Below are 21,379 nucleotides of genomic sequence, written 5' to 3'. Positions count from 1 at the left end.
TTATTTTATGGATATTTCATATATGTAAGGTAGTTTTAAAAACCACCTTATTGTTATTAATAATTATTAAATTGTTGTTATTAAATATATTCACAATAATACTATTATATTTGTGATTCCTTAAAACAAGTTAAAATTTCACCGAGACGAGAGTTTTGTTCTTGGCTTATTTCACGACCAGCATGATGACCAACATTTTCTTGAGCAAGCGTTGCAAAGGCAATAAACCAATCAAATATAGCAAATTGAGAATAATTTTTGGTCTTATCATCAAGTACTGGCAATGGATGTGATAATTGACTTGAAAATTGACTCAGTGGCGATGAAAATATCGGCTTACCTTGATTAACTCGGCTATCAGGAATATTGTTTGTTTGCCCTGGAATAAAACCAAGCCATGCAATAAAGTCAGCCAATAACATATTAATAGAGCTAACCTGCCGGGACTCAAGCTCATCACGCTTACTGCCTACATTTTCATTAGCTAAAACTTTTTCAGTTAAGCTAGTTTCAAGTTTCAAACGGTTAGCACCAGTAATCAACTCTTCAACAATAAAAGAGAGTGCTTTCTGATCAATACTGAAAAATTGTAGAATATGTTTATCTAATACAATATTTCTTAAATGTTCTAGCCATGCAGTGAACACATTTTTAGCAAATTTTGATTCACTTGCGATATTAGCAACTACCTGAGGTTGTAAAGGTGAATTTACTTCCGGAAAAAGTTGAAAATCGGTATTTAAGCCAAAATCGTTTGAAGAATTATCGATTACGTCATCACCGCTAGTATTGCTGATATCATTATCCATATGGCTAGAATGATACAAAGCTCGAATAGTTTGATCCGGCAATTCTAAAACTTTAAGTAATTCACCTAATAATAATGCTTTTCCTTGTAGTTCTTTTATAACATTATTAATTATCTGTTTTTTCTTACCTAATTCTTCATCGCTACCAGCTTGATACCAAGTATCAAAACGCATATTGATAATATAATCAATTTGTTCATTAAGTTGTTCAACAATCCGCTGTTGTTTAACTTCAGTAATGGCGACTTGTTCTAAATACTGGCTAATTCGACCAATGCCACCATCATTTAATTGTAACATCGCATCCCACGCTTGATCAGGATCGTTGACATACTCTTGAATATCCGGATTTTCAACAAATGTATTTTTCAACATTAACATTTCTTGTTGATAATTATCATTGTAGGATAATTCAACGTTTGCTTTAGCATCGACATTTAAAAATGGCACGTCAAATCCTGGTTTACGTACCAAGAATACATTGTTAAATTTACCACCATTTGACCAATTGGATAGCCAATCATAACTACCAAAACGTTCTAAAATGGTCTGCTGTAATAAGCCACCTTTACCCCAAGTATTTCTTAGATTGTCTTGGGATAGCGATAATGATGCTCCAATTCGTTTATCAAACATCGTGATAGCCCATAGCAATCCAGCTTTTTTTGTTGCTCTTTTATCAGCTGTTTCACCTTGAGTTTTATCAATCCATCTTTCTAATACTGGCCCAACATCATTAACATCTGATTGTTTATCCGATGGCGTACAAACCACCAAAACATTCATCTCTTGGCTATCAGTGTATTTCTCAAAAAGATAAGCGACTTTACCGCGCAATAATAGTTGAGCGATAGGGTTACCCTCTTTGACATCAGAAATAGAAATTAAATTCAATCGACCTCGATATCCTGGAAAATCAAGTAGATCGACATTCTCAAAAGTAGGTACACGCGTTTGATTCACTAAAGGGAAGATTAATTCTGCTGTTAAAAAAGCTAATTGCGCTAATGATATTGAAGTTGGCACTCCATTAAGTGGCGTAACGGTTACCGATGAATCATTTTCAGTATTTAACCTTTCAAGCATATCAACATTCATAATACTATCAATCTGCGACTTGGTACCATCACCATTGTCTTTGACTAACACGGTAAGGGGCGCATAAACGGTATTTACATGATTTAAGCTTGATAAGGTTGTCGCCAATTGAATATAAATTGCCGTAAGTTCACTGATACCACCCCATAACACAGAAAATAAAGTACCACGGTCGGTAATCGAAATATAAGGTAGCAATGACATAGCTTTTTCCCAATAACCACCTTTCAATCCTTCAAGTGAATTGCCAAAATTTTCAGATAAATAATCATACAAATCAACAATATCATCTTCAGTTATACCGCCAGTATAATCAACTTGCTTTTTACTTTCGATACGTTGAATAAGTTGATTTAGCTCAGAAAACTCAACTTTATTGATAACTTTTTGCTGATCAAAATCTTTAAAATAAGCGTTAATCAGGATTTTAACAATTTCTATTTCTTGAAATAGTTTTAACTCTAGTGGATAGTTGGCAATACCACCTTTAGCAGTACGACTAAATCTAGTAACAAGTCCGGTTGCCTCTTTACCCCCGCCAACAGGATTGACGTGATCAATAAAATCTAAGACTTCATTATCAACCACTGTTTCAAGTTTTCCATTTTCACCGGCTGCTAATGCTGAAATAAGGTAAGATTTACCTGCTTGTGATAAACCAAAAAAACCGACTGCAACCGACTTAGTCGACACATCACCTAAACGTTTAGCACTATTACGTAATCGGCGTAGATCAAGAATTAAATTATCAGCTTCATTATGCAAACGCTTTGATGAATCTCGGGTTTGATTGACCCATTCAATTGCCCGTGCAGATGCTTGATAAATCTGCTCCCAAGATTTAGGAAGTTGTTCATTTAAATTTTTCATCTTTTTATCATTCCACTATCAAGCCAATATTGTGTGCTAATTAAACCAGAATTTACCATTGTATTTAGACTAAGCTTTATATCCTTGGTTTTACTGCAAGCACGTCCATCTGAAGCTTTAACATCTTTAATATAAAAATTCTCAACTGTTTTTTGTCGATTTTTTATTCCTAATGTTACTTCTAAAACTACCCCTTCAGCACTCAATCTTTTAGCTACATCACTATTTTCAATCGTTAAAATATAAATTGGTGAAGCGGGCCAACGGTCAATTTCTAACTGTTTAAATCCAAGTCTTGTCGTGCCTCGAATTTCAAAAGAGACTTCAGGAAAATCATAATCAGGATTATCTAAATCGATATCTTGATAATAAATATTTTCTTTTTTTATCATATTTAGATTATCTAATAGACCAATGTATTTAACTGTTGAGTACAAATCCATATTTGCTGATCTAAAATAAAAATTCGCCAATCTTAAATTTTTACTTAAGAAACATAACATAGCACCAACTGCAGCTGTTGTTTTAGGATCATCAATGCGCTCTTGTTTATGGAAAGGATACCAACCACCAGTATAATAACCATGTAGTGGCAAAATACGCCCTGCAGGGATAGATAAACGAGAACGGAAGTAGCTTTGTACACCAGGTAAACGAGATGGTCGTCCGGTCAATAACAGCACATCACATTGGTAACAACTAATAATTTCAGATAAAGCATCGAATGTTTTACAAATATTATAATAATCACCACGAATAAATAAGTGATGAATACGTTTAAGATTTATTTCAATATTTAAATCAAGAACGGAAAATTCAGGATTATTTAGAGCTCGGCGAACTGGTTCATTAATAAAATTCAGAACATTATCTGTCATCACATTATTTTGTAATAACTCACCAAAAGTCATGTTATAAACATGTTTTTCGGCATGTAATGGCTCATAAAGCTCATAAAGTTTCAATACCTGTAATCCGACAGGTGTAAACAACTGTAAAGTTAATTGTTGTCGTAACACAGCATCTTGAATTGATACCTGCTGTGAACCAATAATTGTCGATAAAATCGGATTAGGATCAACAAGTCCAACCTGTTTTAATCCATTAGTTAATGAAGACAAAACAGTATCTTGGATGATATCAAGCAAAATATCATCGCCAGCAACTTTAAATCCATCACGGAAACGTTGAGTTGGAACAAGGTAAGCATTACTACTATTAAGTTGTTTATTAGCACCATAATCAAGTTCGTAATCATTAATGACCAAATCTGTTGTTCCACCACCAATATCTACTGTGGCAATTGTTAGTTTCTGTTTATTGGTTTTATCTGGTCGCACCATTGAAGTAATAAATTCTTCTGAACGGCCATTATAATTGTTCTGCGTTTCGTTAAAGAGATAAACTACTTGACCGCAGGTTGCTTCATCCCATTGAATATAAACTTCAGGGATATTTGGCCAAATACTTTTCAATTGTTCAGGATTACTAAAATCAATATTATCATCAGAATTATCCCAACCTAAGCTTTTCCAAACTAAACCAATAGCTTGATAAACACAGCTTTTAAATATTGCTTGTTCTGGTTTTGGCATTGCTGGTGGAATAGTAAGAATAATAGAGCGCAAATTACGCGGTGTTCTTGCGTGTTCAAGCTTGTTGCGCTGAGCGACACTATTAATTTGCATTAGAGCATGCATCAATACTTCACATAGCATAAATGTCATTAATGAACTACGTGAATATTTGGGGTGGAAAACTGGCATTTTTCGGTCGAACTCTACCTCAATTTCATTACTGAGGATATGCAGTGCTTCACCATACTCGTTGATTAGACTAGAAAACGGCTCTGCGGTTGCAAATGGCTCATGATCACTTTTGACATAATGTGAATTAAAGCGCCAGCCTTGCTCATACTTTTCTTGATCCCATAAATAACGTTTCGGGCTTGAAAGTCCGGTAGCCCCTTCATTTCCTTCGCGGCGACTAGCTAGACGGCTCGCTTCTTTTCCGACCCGAACAATACTTGGCCAGCGGAATGTATCTCGTCTTCCACTTTGAAGTGAAAAATGTTCTTTACCAAAAAAAGTTTGTGCAAATTCTACCCGACTTTCAAATGGCTCATTATAGATATGTTCGGGCTGAGTTAAATCCCGAATTTCAAGCTCATAACGACGATTTAAACTATCTTTATCTTGAACGTGATCTTCAATTAATATGCCACAAGTTCTTGAATTACCAACATCTAAAATCATATCAACAGGAATCGATTTAATTACATCATCTCGATTATTTGAAACAATTTTAATTTTTGGTAACTGTAATGAATCAGCTAACAAATTGAGAATATTTAAATAATGTCCATAATAAGCTTTATTAGCTATTTCTAAATTAATATCATCTTTATGTACTTTTAACCGTTCAGCTTGAGGGGCTAATTCTTGGAATAAATCAATTAACCAACTGGTGATCCATTTTTGCTCTAAATACCATGAGACTTGATCTGAACGATGAGCTAAACTAAATACGGCTCCAGTTTTGACATCATTTTCCGTTGGTGCCAAATAAGCAACATCCTGCATATTGGTAAAAATTTTTGTATCAAAGGCAAAGGTAATACGATGAGTATTGCCATCTGGATCTTCACCTTCTGGAATATTAACAATTCTCACTCGACTCCAGTTATGAGGTCCTTTATCAAAACGCTCTGGTGGAATAGATCTTAAAATTGGAATAGGCAACCAAATACCATCATATAGTTTTAAGGATTGCTCAACACTAATCTCTTGAGTAGGTGTGACAGCAAAAGAGAGATTATCTGGTGCAAAAAATTTACCATTATCGATATCTTCAATTAATCTAACTAACGCTCCACTTTCTGATGGATCGATAAAACAACCATTAACTTTACTGCGCCATTGATTATCTTTCCAATCTATTTTTAATGCAAAATCAAGAAATTGAATTCCACTATTCATGATCAGTGTAACTTCTTGACCATAGTTGCGTATTTCTGGAAGCATATACAATCCTATTGTTTTTTCATCGTAATTGGGAACGAAGTCCCGTTATCATAAATTCCCTGACAATCAGCTTGATTGTCTTTACCTGATTTACACTGAATTTTAGGTAATTGATATTTAGTATTATCACTGCAAATGGCTTCAGAGTTGCCAGTAATATTTAAATTAGAATTCTGGATCCCGGTACCCACGTTACCAACACATTTAACACCATCACTGCGAGTAACCGTTACTTCACCATTGCCTTGATTAAAATTATAACTTAACTGCAATGGCTTACCTGTTGCTTTATCTTGAATACCAGCACCAACTGACCATTGACCATTTAAGAAATTCGTTGATCCCTGTTTTAACACGTCAGCAGGTAAGGCTAAATTATTTGCTTGGCTAGCATTTGCATTAGGTTGATTACCTTGATCAGAATTACTATTCGTTAAGTCAGATTTACTATCTAAATTAGGTGTTGGAGGTACTTGTCCATTTTGATTATCTTTTTTATCATCAGATGGATTTGTATTACTGCCTTTATCATCTTTATCAACCTGATTTCCCTGTTCACCTTGCTCTCCATTATTTCCTTTATCATCAGGTAAAGACGTAGGTTGTGGTTGATCTGTAACACCATCTGGATTTACATTATTAGCCATTCCTTGATCTGGTGCGGTAGCTGCCGAATTATCAACTACAGCTGGATCTGTAGCAATACCATTAACAGGTAGTGCGTTAGGATCTACTGCAACTTTTCCATTTGGTACTACGCCATTAACGATAGTAACAGGTTTATTATTAACCTCTTTGATTTCTGGCTCAGGCTCTTTTTTCTCTTGTTTGTCCTCTTTATCATTTACAACTGTTGGCTCAGGAATATCAACTTTACCATCTAGTGATATTTTGGGATCGATAGATATATTTGGGTTCCAGCTACAACCTTTTAACCAAAAAATTGCTAATAATAGTAGTAATAACAAAGGTAATAATCCTAACAACCATATCCACCAGCGCTTCCACCAAGGTTTTTTAACAATAACAGGGGCTTGTACTGGAGCAGTGGCTGCAACCTTTGGAGCAGCTTTTCGAAATGCTTCTAAACAGTAGAAAGGTGAAGTTGCTTGTGGCGTCTGAGGGTTAACAAATCCCCAAAAAGTGATAACAGGTTTACCATTAACAATATAAACAAATTGATTGCTAGGGAAACGTATCGCCATCAAATTCGGTTCAAGACTATTTTCGTTTTGTTTTGGATCGTAAATCAATCGACTAAAAAGTAATTGATCGCCTTCTAGATTAGGATTACTAGCTAATTTTTGGCCTAACTCAATGACTTTACTTTCGAATTCTTTCAGTAAGCCTAATGCAGACTTTTGTTCATCTTCACTAGCTGAAGTCCACGGGATAATATCATATTGACCATCAGGTTGTTCTGAGTCGAAGGGAATGTACCAATCAACAATATTACCTTGATCATTACGTTGAGGTATCGCTAAACAATCAGAGTATTGGCGACCTAATTTAACTCGAAACATTTCACGAATTTGCGAAGCGACAAGATAAGCAGCTTTACCGTCATGTCCGAGCATTTTAAAATCTTTAATATCGCCACTGCGCAATAATGTATTTGCCATATATCCTGATATTCCTTTATTTTAATTATATTTTTTATAATTATTATTTGTATTAGATCAATTCTATCAAAAAAACTAAGTTATTGTCATTGTCGTTGTCAATCAAATAGATATAATATTTTTAGTTATTTTTAATAAAATAAACATAGCTTAATTAGCTATGTTTAATTAAATAACAAAACTTACCATCTGTCATTGATAAATTGAACGATCAATTTGGCAAATTATGCTTAAAAAACCGCTTTCCTCAACTTTTTTTGTAAAGTTGTTTAATAAATTCTTCATCAGTTAATACTCGTAAAGGCTGCATATCACTTTCCCCTTTGATAACCAAAGAGGGATCAGATCGTAAACAAGCACCGCCATAATGGCCACCTACGGTAAATGTACAAATTTGTAAATAACGATCATCAACTTTAGGTAAACACCATAGTTCTTGATAAATGTTTTCTTGTTTAGCAAATCGGCCAACCGTTTTATCCAATACTTGCTCATGACGACCAACTAACTCTATATCGCTACCTCTACGCCCAGCAATCGGTTTAATTGCGTAACCTTTTTTAATTAAATTGTCATTGAGTTCAAATGAAGACTCAAGTAAATAGCGGTGGTTAGGAAATAATGACCACAGCACTGGCAAAATAGCTTTATTACTTGGAATCACCGTCCATAACGGTTCAAAAACCGATACCTCAGGTCGAAGTAATACATCTATTAATCTTACCGAATTTTCGGGATGCCATGTTCTAATTGGTAACCCTGCCACTTGAGCTTCGCTTTCTTGGCGAAGTTGTTCAAGTACAGTTTCCCATGCCCAAGTTTTCCATACGCAGGTGACCTGACGTTGCTCATCATCTACTAATCGACCTCGTTTATCCCAACTGAGACCGGAGAGTCCACGTAAAATCTTGCTTTCAAATCCAGCTTGAGTCAGCGCTTTTTGCATAAATAATGCATGATAATTTTCTTCGCTATCATTATCTTGCATGATATGTACAAATGCTTTTGCATCACTATGTTTCCAACAGTTAGCTAATGCATTAAGTAAACCAGCACTAGGATTTACTCCAGCATTTAATTCGGCTTGTATTGCCCAATTTTGCAAAATTTGTCCAGCTTCGGTATGGCATGAAGCTGAATCAGCATTATATTCATAAACTTTAAAGCCTCTCTCATCCATACAGAAATCTAATCGGCCGGTTATCATCTGATAACGGCGTTGTTGCCATGATAATCTAAGCCGAGGCCAAAGTATTTCGGGAATATTGAAATTACACAATAAATTATCATCTTTTAAAACTTTATTGGTAGCATGCAAGTACATCAAATGAAGTTCGTTTGTTGCACGAATCAGTTCTTGTTCCGCACTTTCAGAAATAGTGAAATAGCGATACTGATCATCATGACTAATGGCATGACCAGTTGCTGACACATAAGCACTTTCTAAAGTATCGTTTTCATCTAACCATTTACCATCAAATTGACCATGGTTTTTGATATGTACACTATGGATATCAAGTAAGTGCTTATCAGCATTAGGTTGCAGTAAACTGTGAAGTGTATCGTCAGTTTGAATCATCCAACCTAAAATTTTAGTATCATCAAAAGTATCATGTAAATAATAACCCTCATCAGATATCGTCATAGCTAACTCGCGCGTCCATTGTTGACCAATTGGAAGTCGAGTGTGAATAACATTTTGTTCGGCAATTCGAATTTTGTTGTCAAACACTTCTGTAATAATAGCCACATGACCAGTTCGATCAAACATACCGCCGTCATCCCATATCAACAAGGCACCTGCCTCTGGTTTTTTCTTGCTACCGTTAGCAAAGGCTTGTAATGGTAAAATGGCTTCGTTGATGACTTGACGAAGAAACCTTAACGAAAAAATTTCATGCGCCATACCTACATCGGTAAAGACTATCCCATAATTTAAAAATAAAAATCTTCTAGCAAATTCAACACATTGCCACTTATATCCCATATACTCATGACCTGAATAACTGCGAAATGAAGCATCATTAGGAAATTGTTCAGGATCTAATGTTTCATAGTCAGATGAATAAATTGCTACACCACCCGGTGCATAACCAAGTAATGTACCAAAAGGTTCTTTACTAGCAGATTGGGATAACATATTTTTTAGCCTTTTATAATAATAGTAAGGTAGGTTTTACTAAGCTATGTTAGAATTTGTTTATCATAGATCAATTTATTAGCTTTAAAAAGTGAAGTTTATTGTTTATGGCTTGAAGAATAATAAACTGACTATATATATTTGCTAAGGTTAGTAGTTACATTGATAAAACGAGAAAAAGACTATTATGCAACAAACAAAATTAAATGAATTATTAGATTTCCCTTGTTCGTTTACCTATAAAGTAATGGGTGAAGCAAAACCTGAATTGGTTGATAAAGTAGTATCAGTTATTCAGCGCCATGCTCCGGGAGATTATACACCATCGATCAAACCAAGTAGCAAAGGTAACTATCATTCAGTATCCATTACCATTAATGCAACCCATATTGATCAGGTAGAAAATCTATACAAAGAATTAGGTGAAATCGATATCGTAAGAATGGTTTTATAATCTTTAATTTAAGAAAATAAGATAATTATAAAAAGAGGGATAGTTTGATCCCTCTTTTTTGAATTAGCCTAAAATTTTAGTCAATTCATTGGTCACAGCTGAAACAGCTTGTGTCCCATCAATACGGAAATATTGAGTTCGACCTTCTTTGGCTTCATGTTGATAATATTTGACTAATGGTTTAGTCAAATCATGATATTCAACAAGACGTTTACGGACGATTTCTTCACTATCATCTTTACGAATAGTTAATGGTTCACCAGTTACATCATCAATATTTTCAACTTTTGGGGGATTATGACGAACATGGTATACACGCCCTGAACCAGCATGAATACGACGACCACTCATACGATCAATAATCACTTCATCAGGTACATCAAACTCAAGTACATAGTCAACATTGATACCCGCTTCTTTCATTGCATCTGCTTGTGGCACAGTACGAGGAAAACCATCTAATAAAAAGCCATTCTTACAATCGCTTTGCGCGATACGCTCTTTGACTAATGCGATAACTAACTCATCAGTGACAAGCTTACCATTATCCATTAGCTCTTTTGCTTGTAAACCTAATGGACTCTCTGCTTTTACTGCTGCACGCAACATATCGCCAGTTGAAATTTGCGGAATTCCGTATTGTTGCATAATAAATTGTGCTTGAGTTCCTTTTCCTGCTCCCGGTGCGCCTAATAAAATAATTCGCATAAAATAACCTCTTATGGCTTTAAATATAGATACAATTTTTTATTCTGGTAAATAATGAAATATCACTTTACTGCTGGAAATTAAGCCATCAGTGTGACAAATATAGTTAATAGCGCCACAGCCTTTAACCATTTGCGCATTTTGTCGGCAAATTGGGCAAATATACTGTTCTTGATAATGCTGTTGGCAATGAGGACAATCATAATGTTGTGGCGAAACAATACTCATTCTATTATGACACTTAGGACAAATACCTTCTTGCCCACCATCTATTATTTTTGTTTCTGTCATAAGTTATTTACGACCTCGTACATGTTTCATTAAACGACGACGTTTACGTTGTTGCGAAGCAGTCAAACTATTTTTTCGACCTTCGAATGGATTAGCGCCTTCTTTGAATTGAATTCGTATTGGCGACCCCATAATTTTTAATGAACGTCTAAAATAGTTCATTAAATAACGTTTATAAGAATCAGGTAAATCTTCAACTTGATTACCATGAATAACCACAATTGGAGGATTATAACCTCCGGCATGGGCATATTTTAATTTAACACGACGTCCTCTGACCAATGGTGGTTGATGGTCATCTTGTGCCATTTGCATTATTTTAGTTAATAATGCGGTATTAACACGGCGTGTAGCGCAATCATATGCTTCTTGAATTGAATCAAATAGGTTTCCTACGCCACTACCATGAAGTGCAGAGATAAAGTGTAAACGAGCAAAATCGATAAAATCGAGTCGATCATCTAACGTAGTTTTCACTTGTTCTTTAATATCTTGTGATAATCCATCCCACTTATTAACAGCAATAACCAGTGAGCGCCCACTATTAATAATAAAACCAAGCAAAGACAAATCTTGATCAGAAATACCTTCTCGGGCATCAATAACCAAAATTACGACGTTAGCATCTTCTATTGCTTGTAACGTTTTAATAACCGAAAATTTCTCAACGGTTTCCGTTACCTTACCTCGCTTACGAACACCAGCTGTATCAATCATGATGTATTCACGATCATCTCGTGTCATTGGTATATAAATACTGTCACGAGTTGTACCTGGCATATCATAAACTACAACCCTTTCTTCACCTAAAATCCGATTGGTTAGTGTTGACTTACCAACATTTGGTCTACCAACAATAGCAACTTTTATTGGCTGATTAATCAGCGATTCTGCATCATCTGCGTCATATTCAAAATCTTCATAAGATTCATAAAGCATCTCATTTTGAAGATCTGCTGTTGAAGTATCAATTTTGTCACTTTCAAAATGAAAAATAGGATCTAAAACTGTCTCGATTAGTACGTTGACACCACGACCATGACTCGCTGCAATCGGATGAATATCGCCTAATCCTAAACTGTAAAAGTCAGAAATTGCACTATCTGCATCAATACCATCAATTTTATTAGCAACTAAAAACGTTGCTTTTTGGCGAGATCGAAGATGTTTAGCAATTGCATGATCAGCAGGCATAGCACCAGCTCTCGCATCAACAAGAAAGAGCACAATATCCGCTTCTTCTATTGCTTGTAAGGATTGTTCCGCCATAAAGCTTTCAACCCCATCTTCAGTACCATCAATACCACCAGTATCAATGACTATATATTCGTGCCCTTTGATTTCAGCTCGTCCATACTTACGATCACGAGTTAATCCAGGAAAATCAGCCACTAAAGCGTCTCGAGTTCGTGTTAATCGATTAAATAGAGTCGATTTTCCTACATTCGGACGACCAACTAGTGCGACAACAGGTACCATATTTATTCTCTAATTACCTTAATTTTTTGTAAATGCGTAAATATCACCATTTTTAGCTTGGACAATAATTTTATTATCTACCACTAATGGCTTCGAAATCAATCCACTGCTACTTACTTGTGTTTTAGCAACAACTTCACCATTGTCCTTATTTAACCAATAAAGATAACCCTCGAAATCACCAACCACAATGTAATTTTGATAAATAACAGGATCAGTTAATTGACGATGTAACAATCCTGTCTGAGTCCATTCTACTGCGCCACCATTTTTAGTCACAGCTTGAATATTATCATCTTGATCTACGACAAATAACTGATGTGAATCAACAGCAAAGCTATGTGTTGAACCCATTTCCTTACGCCATACCACTTGTCCATTACTTAAATCAAGTGCAACAACATTACCATTATAGCCAATTGCATAAGCTAAATTACCTTCAACTACTGGTGTTGAATCAACATCATTCAATTTCGCAATTTCAGTCGAACCACTTGGTTGTGATATGCGTTGCTGCCAAATCAATTGCCCATCATTTATGTAGTAAGCATTTACATGGCCAGTATCATCACCAAGTATTGCTGCACCATGTGCAATTGTCGGGGTTGAATTACCTCTCAATGAAAGTGTCGGCACTTCGAGCATTACATCCCATACATCTTCACCGGTATTACGGTCCAAAGCTTGTAAATTACCGCTAGCAGTATGGATTATTAGTTTATTATCAGAAGACACCGGTCGAGCAAGCACTTCACCTTTTACAGGTTTTTCCCATACCACATTACCATCGTTACGATCTAAAGCGTAAACAACTGCACGTTCACTACCGACATAAACATATTTTTCATCAGCACTTACACCACCTGAAAACAACGCTGTTTTACTGCTAAATAATGTACTTTGTGATAAATTTTTGTCCCATATTGTATGACCTGTTGATAAGTCAATTGCCTTAACTTGTCCGCTACGACTAGCAACATAAATAGTATTATCATAATTAATTGGTCCTAATAATGAATAAATATGTGTATTGCCCGCCGTGCTATTTCTCCATACTTCTTGTATTGGAAATTGGTTATTTACTGTTGGTGAAGGTGAAATTTGTACGATCTCTTCTTCGCCACCAAACAATGAACATCCAGCAAGTGAAAACATAAAAACACTAATTAAAAGACTTTTTGATAACTTCATTGTATAGACCCTTATAGCAGGATAAATTAATTTTTATTTTCTTTTGCTGCATTTTGCTTAGCTTCGGTTTCTTGTTCAGCTTTTTGCTTTTCATCAAGATATTGAGCTTGATTTAACTTCATTTTAATGTTTTTACCTAATTCTTCAGTAGGCAATGAAGCTTTAACAACATCTTTGTCTGATTCATTACTAGGCGCAGGAGCTAATGCAACATTATAAGCAGAGACTGCTTCAGCATAATTATTCATTTTCATATAGGCATCACCACGAATATCATTAACTACAGGTGCCCAACTGTTCTCAGTTACTTTATTTAAAGTTGCTAAAGTTTCTTGATAACGTTCAAGTTGATATTGTATTTTTGCAATACGTATATAAATGATTGATTTAATAACTTCTGAATCAGTTTTATTTAATGTATCTGTAAGTAACTTTTCTGCTCCAGCATAATCTTTTAATTCTTCGACATAAAATTTAGCAGCACGTAAATTAGCAAAAACACTATAAATAGTATTGTTATCTTTAGCAAAAGAGACTAATTCTTTAACTGAATCAGAATTGTTATTATCTAATTTAGCAATTAATTGTTCATAACGATCAGAAGATTCAATTATTTTCTCTGATTTATAAGATTGCCAATAACGCCAACCATAAAAAGCTAATAATCCGATTACAACTACCGCAACAATAATTTTCCACTTTTTAGCAAAAAATTCTTTTATCCCTGAAACTTGTTCTTCGCTAGATAATTGATAAGTCACACTTTTCTCCTATTTACTTAATTTACAATATCGCTGAACAAGTTTTAACAATCTCTTTTTCCGCAACTTCAACTTGTTCACCTGTTTGTAACTTTTTAATTGTAACTGATTGATTGGCGATCTCATTTTCACCAATGATTACAGCTATTTTAGCACCTAATTTGTCAGCCTTAGCAAATTGTTTTTTAAAATTACTACTACCGTAATTAGTCACAATTCGCTTATTAGGTAACCCATCACGGAGTACTTCTGCCATTTTTTGGGCTGCTGCTATCGTTTTTTCATCCCCCGAAGATATCATATAAATATCAATTGAACTATCTCGATTTAATGAAGGATTAACCGCTTGTACTAATAATACTAAACGTTCAACTCCCATGGCAAAACCAACTGCTGGTGTGGGTTGTCCTCCAAGTTGGCTAACTAGACCATCATAGCGGCCACCACCACAAACTGTACCTTGAGCGCCTAAACTATTCGTTACCCACTCAAAAACGGTACGGTTATAATAATCTAAACCACGCACCAATCTTTGGTTAATATTATATTTTATTCCTGCGCTATCTAATAATTGACACAAGCCATCAAAATGAAGTTTAGATTCTTTATCTAAATAATCAAATAATTTCGGTGCTTGATTAAGTAATTCTTGAATAACAGGATTTTTCGAATCTAACACCCGTAATGGGTTAGTATACATTCTACGTAAACAGTCTTCATCTAATTTATCTTTATGTTGCTCAAGAAAACTGACTAAAGCATTACGGTAATTTGCTCTTGCTTCAACTGAACCGATAGAATTAAGTTCAAGTGTCGTATGCTCTTCAATACCAAGTGCTTTCCAAAAACGTGCAGTTAATAAGATAAGCTCTGCATCAATATTAGGCCCTTCAAGGCCAAAGACTTCAACACCAAATTGATGAAATTGACGATAACGCCCTTTTTGTGGTTTTTCATAACGAAATGCCGGCCCTAAATACCATAGTCGTTGTTCTTGGTTATAAAATAGACCATGTTCAATACCAGCTCGTACACAACCAGCTGTAATTTCAGGGCGAAGAGTAATACTTTCATCATTACGGTCATTAAAAGTATACATCTCTTTTTCAACAATATCGGTAACTTCACCAACTGCACGTTTAAATAGTGCAGTATCTTCAACGATTGGTGTTCTAATTTCATTATAACCATAACTATTTAGTACACCTTTAACAATTTTTTCAATTTGTTGCCATGTTGCACTATCATTCGGGAGTAAATCATTCATTCCCCGTATTGATTGGATTTTTTTCTCTGCCATTTGTTTATTCGCTATCTAATAAAGTTATAGTTCAGTTGTTGCAATTCTATTTTTTAAAATTGATGCCTTAGCACGAATTTTAGCTTCCAACTCATCTATCATTTGTTCATTATCAATACGCCCTATGCGCACACCATCTTCATAAAAACCGCTTTTGTTGTGACCGCCAGCAACACCCATTGTAGAAGCTAAAGCCTCACCGGGTCCATTCACAACACAACCAATAATTGATACATCCATTGGTGTTATTATATCTTCTAATCGCTGTTCTAATGTATTAACGGTACTAATTACATCAAACTCTTGCCTTGAACAGGTTGGGCAAGCAATAAAATTAATACCTCTTGCTCGAATACGTAACGATTTTAAAATATCAAATCCAACTTTAACTTCTTCCGTTGGATCAGCTGCTAGTGAAACTCTTAATGTATCACCAATCCCTTCCGATAATAATAAGCCAAGCCCAATCGCTGATTTTACCGCTCCACTACGCACTCCACCCGCTTCCGTTATACCTAGATGTAAAGGTTGCTTAATTTGTTTTGCCAATAATCTGTATGAATCAACCGCAGTAAAAACGTCTGACGCTTTTACACTTACCTTAAATTGGTCAAAACCTAGCCTATCAAGTATATCTACATGTCGCATAGCGGATTCGACTATAGCCTCTGGTGTCGGTTCGCCATATTTTTCTTGGATATCTTTTTCTAGCGAACCAGAGTTTACCCCAATTCGGATCGGGATATTTTTATCCTTGGCACAATCAACAACCGAGCGAATCCGTGATTCATTACCAATATTACCTGGATTAATCCGTAAACAATTCACACCATATTCAGCAACCTTTAAAGCAATGCGATAATCAAAGTGAATATCGGCAATAAGTGGAACTTTTGCTTGTTGCTTAATTATTTTAAACGCCTCTGCTGCATCCATAGTTGGAATAGAAACTCGAACAATATCAACCCCTACACGCTCAAGAGCTTGAATTTGAGCTACTGTTTTTTCCACATCTGTCGTTCGAGTATTCGTCATCGATTGCACAGCAATCGGCGCACCACCACCTATTGGCACATTACCAACATAAATTCGGGTTGATTCTCGCCTAATAATTGGTGACTCTTGATGACTCATAAGATGCCTAATCATATTACAAAATAACTAGGACGCAATCTTAACAAGATTTAAGACAAATGTCTGTATGTGAATAAGAAAATTTGCTAACTGTTAACGCGATCTGAAGGCTGCGGAGAAATATAATGACTAACTTCAATAAAGCTACTTTTATTTTGTGAATTGACATAGTATAAGCCAACACCTAAAGCACAAACTAAAGCAAACAAACCAAAAAAGAACGGTTTCTTACTACGTTTTGTTTTACTATATATCGGTTTAGGTTTTTTAGTTTCTTTTACTAAATATTGTTTAGCTAAAATTTCGAGATGAGGTTGATATTCATCAGCTGATAAGCCAACAATATTGGCATATGAACGAATATAACCTTTAACAAAAACAAAAGGGGCATGAAGTAACTGATCATTTTCAATTTCAGAAATGACCGCCGTTCTAACATGAATTTGTTCAGCAATATCTTTTTGCGATAAACCCATATTACTTCTTAAATCGGAAAGAATCTTACCCAATGAAATATTGTCTTCCATTAATCCCCTCATTGTCTTACTATCCGCAATTTTTTGTTATTTTTACATATTTTCGCAATTAATCAATTCTTTTTGCTTTAAACCACTGTTTAGGGGTTTCTATTTCATTTTGTGCCGCAATTAATTGCAATTCATATTCATTTTGTTTTAAGGTTTCAAGCATAACCGCATAAACGGCTGAGGTGGTGTGCTCTAAAGCTTCGATCATTGATTTACCAAGCATTATATTCGCTAAGAATAGTCCACTTGTCATATCACCCACACCTACCGGTTGTTTAACACCAAAATCGACTAACGGACGATGAATGTGCCAAGCTTCATCTTGAGTGACTAACAACATTTCAAAACGATCTTTTTGATAACCCGCACGACTCAAATGTTTAACTAAAATCGCTTTAGGTCCTTTTTGACAAATTGCACGGCATGCTAAAACGGCCTCATTAATATTACTAATGGCTTGTTTACCATTGAGTTCCTCTAATTCTAAAATGTTAGGCGCCATGATATCTGCAATAGGCAAAGCAGTGTTACATAAAAACTCTGATACGCCGGGGGCAACAAAGCATCCTTTTTCGGGATGCCCCATTACAGGATCACAAAGATAAATTGCTTCAGGATTCTCAGCTTTTACTTTTTTCACAATTTCAATAATTGCATTACCTTGTTCTGGTGACCCCATATAGCCACTTAATACGGCATTACATCGTTGTAATTCGCCAATAGCATTAATTCCATCAGCGATATCGGTTAAATGCGATGCAGGCATTACCGTTCCAGTCCATTGCCGATATTGAGTATGGTTTGAAAATTGTACCGTATTTAATGGCCAAACATTCACACCTAAACGACGCATTGGAAATACAGCAGCACTATTACCTGCATGACCAAATACAACATGAGACTGAATCGATAAAATATTTTTCATGAAATCATCTCCAAATAAGTAAGCAGTAGTATTTTTTACCTCGACGCAGTAATGTGTAACGATTAAATAACTTATCACTATCAGAAAAACGATAATCTGTTGTTGAGTTACGTTCACCATTAACAGAAATAGCATTGGAATCAATCATTGTTCTTGCTTGCCCTCTTGATGGTGCAAACTCAGCATTAACAATAGCTTGTTGTAGATCTACATCACCTTCAATACTGACTGTAGGCATACCATCTTGAGCTAATTGTTCAAAATCAGCTTCAGATAAATCAGTTAATTTACCAGAAAATAGACTTTCAGTAATACGTTTAGCAGCTGTTAGTCCTTCTTCACCATGAACTAATCGAGTCACTTGTTCGGCAAGGACATACTGAGCTCTCGGTGCAACGCCACTGTTTTTATCTTCTTCTTCCAAATCATCAATTTCTTCCAATGACATGAAGGTAAAGAATTTAAGGAATCGATAAACATCAGCATCAGCAGTGTTAATCCAAAATTGATAAAATTTATATGGACTGGTTTTTTTCGGATCTAACCATACTGCACCACTTTCAGTTTTACCAAATTTAGTTCCATCAGATTTAGTAATTAATGGTACGGTTAAACCATATACTTGCTTCTGGTGTAAACGACGCGTTAAATCGATACCAGCAGTAATATTACCCCATTGATCAGAACCACCAATTTGTAACACAACATTATGAGCTTTATTAAGACTTGCAAAGTCATAAGACTGTAACAAACTATAAGAAAATTCAGTAAAAGATATACCTGATTCATCACGGTCAATACGTTGTTTAACGGATTCTTTGTTAATCATTGCATTAACAGAAAAATATTTTCCAATATCTCGTAAAAAAGATAAAACATTCATGCCACCAAACCAATCATAGTTGTTGGCAACAATAGCGGCGTTATCACCACATTCAAAATCTAAAAATGGCGATACTTGTTGTTTAATCTTTTCACTCCATTCAATTACCGTATCTTCAGTATTGAGTTTACGTTCAACAGCTTTAAAACTTGGATCGCCAATTAATCCTGTCGCACCTCCAACTAAAGCTATTGGCTTATGACCAGCCAATTGAAAACGTTTCAAACAAAGTAATGGAACTAAATGACCAAGATGCAAACTATCAGCGGTTGGATCAAAACCACAATATAGTGCAATAGGATTTTGCTCAATCAGTTCCATTAACGCTTTTTCATCAGTAAGTTGAGCAATCAGTCCACGCTCTTGCAGTTGTTTGATCACATTTTTTGTCATGATATTTTACCTATTAAATTTGTTACGTTTATATTCTACTTAATTAAATTCTATACTGTTTTATTGTGATATTTTTTATACGCTTGTTTGAAATGGTCTTCAACTATTTCGTTCGGTTTTTTATCTAATAAGCTAAAAATAATGATTGCTATTGACGCAAATAAAAAGCCAGGAATTAGTGAATATAAATTAAGCCAATTAAAATTGATCCAAAGCAAGACTGTGATTGCACCAGTTATCATGCCTGCTAATGCACCATTGCGAGTCATTCGAGCCCAAAACACCGAGAATACTACAATCGGACCGAACGCAGCACCAAAACCAGCCCAAGCATGGCTAACTAAATCAAGCACACTGTTATTAGGATTGATCGCTAATAAAATAGCAATAACAGAAACTAATAGCACCATCACACGACCAACCCAAACTAATTCTCGTTGCTTAGCCTTAGGTCGGATAAAAGCACGATAAAAATCTTCTGTTAATGCACTTGAACAAACCAATAATTGACAACTTAAGGTGCTCATTACTGCGGCTAGAATAGCTGCAAGCAAAATACCAGCAATCCATGGGTTAAACAGTAATTTGGATAATTCAATAAAAATACGTTCATGTTTCCCATTATCAATTAGATAAGCTAAGTTAGGATTATTAGCAAAAAAAGCAATACCAAAGAAACCAACTGTAATTGCACCAGCTAAACATAAAATCATCCATGTCATACTAATTCGACGAGCATTTTTCATTACTTCATGAGAATCAGCAGCCATAAATCTAGCTAAAATATGTGGTTGACCAAAATAACCAAGTCCCCAACCTAACAATGAAATAATGGCAATCAAATCCATATGAGCAAAGATATTTGTATAATCAGGATTTAATGATTGAATGTTAGCCATTGCATCAGTGAAACCACCAGCATTAATCATTACCATAATTGGTGTTAAGATTAGAGCAAACATCATTAAACTTGCTTGAATTGTATCGGTCCAACTTACTGCTAAGAAACCACCAATAAAAGTATAAGCAATTGTCGCTCCAGCACCTGCTAGCATTGCCCAGTCATAACTAAGTCCAAATGTACTTTCAAATAATTTAGCACCAGCAACTACGCCTGAAGCACAATAAATGGTAAAAAAGATTAAAATTATTACTGCTGAAATAATTCTTAATAGTGAACTATTGTCATCAAATCGACGAGCAAAATAGTCAGGTAAAGTTAATGAATTATGGTTTATCTCTGTGAAAACTCTTAATCTACCGGCAATCAGCAACCAATTTAGATAAGCGCCAATTATTAATCCTATAGCTATCCAGCTTTGCGAGATACCAAATAAGAACACTGCACCTGGTAATCCCATTAATAACCAACCACTCATATCAGAAGCACCAGCTGAAAGTGCAGTAACTACACTGCCTATGCGACGTCCACCTAATATATAATCACCAAAGTTTCGTGTTGCACGAAATGCAAAGAAACCAATCGCAATCATTCCTAATATGTAAACAGCAAAGGTGACAATCATTGGTAATGACATTTTTATAATAAACCTTGATCGATGAAATTAAAAAATAGTTGGCTAGCTTATCATAAAAAGCCCCTGCTAAAAAGCTGGCGATTTTGCTATATCTATCTTAGCTATAAAAGCTAGTATTACAATTCAATCCACAAAATAAAAATATCTTCATTTTTTTAAATAGATACACTGTTAATAGTTTCAACCTATATAAAAACTCAATATATCCTAAGGTTAAATATCATATAATGTAT

The 21,379-nt window shown here is 35.1% G+C and carries 16 protein-coding genes; 1 reads left to right on the top strand and 15 read right to left on the bottom strand.

The window, feature by feature from the left end; all coding sequences use genetic code 11:
* Window positions 1-104 precede the first annotated feature (104 nt).
* The 4 genes from B6C99_RS07460 to gss form a co-directional block, all read right to left on the bottom strand.
* Window positions 105-2,777: a putative virulence factor gene (locus B6C99_RS07460; RefSeq protein ID WP_086359267.1), complete on the bottom strand. Its 2,673-nt coding sequence runs from the start codon at window positions 2,775-2,777 to the stop codon at window positions 105-107.
* Complete coding sequence (locus tag B6C99_RS07455; RefSeq protein WP_086359266.1) at window positions 2,774-5,800, bottom strand: virulence factor SrfB; 3,027 nt, start codon at window positions 5,798-5,800, stop codon at window positions 2,774-2,776. Before B6C99_RS07455 ends, B6C99_RS07460 begins: the two co-directional genes overlap by 4 nt.
* An 8-nt stretch (window positions 5,801-5,808) precedes the next feature.
* The gene (locus B6C99_RS07450) at window positions 5,809-7,422 is read right to left on the bottom strand and encodes an SrfA family protein (protein WP_086359265.1); all 1,614 of its coding nucleotides are present in this window, start codon (window positions 7,420-7,422) and stop codon (window positions 5,809-5,811) included.
* 247 nt (window positions 7,423-7,669) lie between these two features.
* Window positions 7,670-9,562: a bifunctional glutathionylspermidine amidase/synthase gene (gene gss / locus B6C99_RS07445; protein WP_086359264.1), complete on the bottom strand. Its 1,893-nt coding sequence runs from the start codon at window positions 9,560-9,562 to the stop codon at window positions 7,670-7,672.
* 187 nt (window positions 9,563-9,749) lie between these two features.
* Between gss and ybeD the strand changes: the two genes are divergently transcribed.
* Window positions 9,750-10,016: a DUF493 family protein YbeD gene (gene ybeD, locus B6C99_RS07440; protein WP_065577848.1), complete on the top strand. Its 267-nt coding sequence runs from the start codon at window positions 9,750-9,752 to the stop codon at window positions 10,014-10,016.
* Window positions 10,017-10,079: 63 nt separating this feature from the next.
* On the opposite strand, the gene adk is transcribed toward ybeD, so the two are convergent.
* From adk to putP, 11 genes are all read right to left on the bottom strand, one after another.
* Window positions 10,080-10,724 (bottom strand): adenylate kinase, encoded by a 645-nt coding sequence (gene adk / locus B6C99_RS07435; RefSeq protein ID WP_086359263.1) that lies wholly within the window; start codon window positions 10,722-10,724, stop codon window positions 10,080-10,082.
* A 39-nt stretch (window positions 10,725-10,763) separates the two neighbouring features.
* Complete coding sequence (locus B6C99_RS07430) at window positions 10,764-11,015, bottom strand: zinc-ribbon domain-containing protein (protein ID WP_086359262.1); 252 nt, start codon at window positions 11,013-11,015, stop codon at window positions 10,764-10,766.
* 3 nt (window positions 11,016-11,018) lie between these two features.
* Complete coding sequence (gene der, locus B6C99_RS07425; RefSeq protein ID WP_086359261.1) at window positions 11,019-12,494, bottom strand: ribosome biogenesis GTPase Der; 1,476 nt, start codon at window positions 12,492-12,494, stop codon at window positions 11,019-11,021.
* Window positions 12,495-12,512: 18 nt separating this feature from the next.
* Window positions 12,513-13,685, bottom strand: a complete 1,173-nt coding sequence (gene bamB, locus B6C99_RS07420; RefSeq protein ID WP_086359260.1) for an outer membrane protein assembly factor BamB — start codon at window positions 13,683-13,685, stop codon at window positions 12,513-12,515.
* 26 nt (window positions 13,686-13,711) lie between these two features.
* Window positions 13,712-14,446, bottom strand: a complete 735-nt coding sequence (locus B6C99_RS07415; protein WP_086359259.1) for a tetratricopeptide repeat protein — start codon at window positions 14,444-14,446, stop codon at window positions 13,712-13,714.
* 22 nt (window positions 14,447-14,468) lie between these two features.
* The gene (hisS, locus tag B6C99_RS07410; RefSeq protein ID WP_086359258.1) at window positions 14,469-15,746 is read right to left on the bottom strand and encodes a histidine--tRNA ligase; all 1,278 of its coding nucleotides are present in this window, start codon (window positions 15,744-15,746) and stop codon (window positions 14,469-14,471) included.
* A 24-nt stretch (window positions 15,747-15,770) separates the two neighbouring features.
* Window positions 15,771-16,880, bottom strand: a complete 1,110-nt coding sequence (gene ispG, locus B6C99_RS07405) for a flavodoxin-dependent (E)-4-hydroxy-3-methylbut-2-enyl-diphosphate synthase (RefSeq protein WP_065614694.1) — start codon at window positions 16,878-16,880, stop codon at window positions 15,771-15,773.
* A gap of 86 nt (window positions 16,881-16,966) precedes the next feature.
* On the bottom strand, window positions 16,967-17,407 hold the full coding sequence (locus B6C99_RS07400; RefSeq protein WP_158092456.1) for a RodZ family helix-turn-helix domain-containing protein: 441 nt from the start codon (window positions 17,405-17,407) through the stop codon (window positions 16,967-16,969).
* Window positions 17,408-17,465: 58 nt separating this feature from the next.
* Window positions 17,466-18,332, bottom strand: a complete 867-nt coding sequence (pdxY, locus tag B6C99_RS07395; protein ID WP_086359256.1) for a pyridoxal kinase PdxY — start codon at window positions 18,330-18,332, stop codon at window positions 17,466-17,468.
* A 4-nt stretch (window positions 18,333-18,336) separates the two neighbouring features.
* Window positions 18,337-19,608, bottom strand: a complete 1,272-nt coding sequence (gene tyrS / locus B6C99_RS07390; protein WP_216819419.1) for a tyrosine--tRNA ligase — start codon at window positions 19,606-19,608, stop codon at window positions 18,337-18,339.
* A gap of 50 nt (window positions 19,609-19,658) precedes the next feature.
* Window positions 19,659-21,152, bottom strand: coding sequence for a sodium/proline symporter PutP (gene putP, locus B6C99_RS07385; protein WP_065577858.1), 1,494 nt, complete (start codon window positions 21,150-21,152; stop codon window positions 19,659-19,661).
* Window positions 21,153-21,379 lie beyond the last annotated feature (227 nt).

The sequence above is a fragment of the Gilliamella sp. N-G2 genome, assembly GCF_002142215.1.
Taxonomy (GTDB): domain Bacteria; phylum Pseudomonadota; class Gammaproteobacteria; order Enterobacterales; family Orbaceae; genus Gilliamella.
This window is presented reverse-complemented; position numbering and strand designations above follow the sequence as displayed.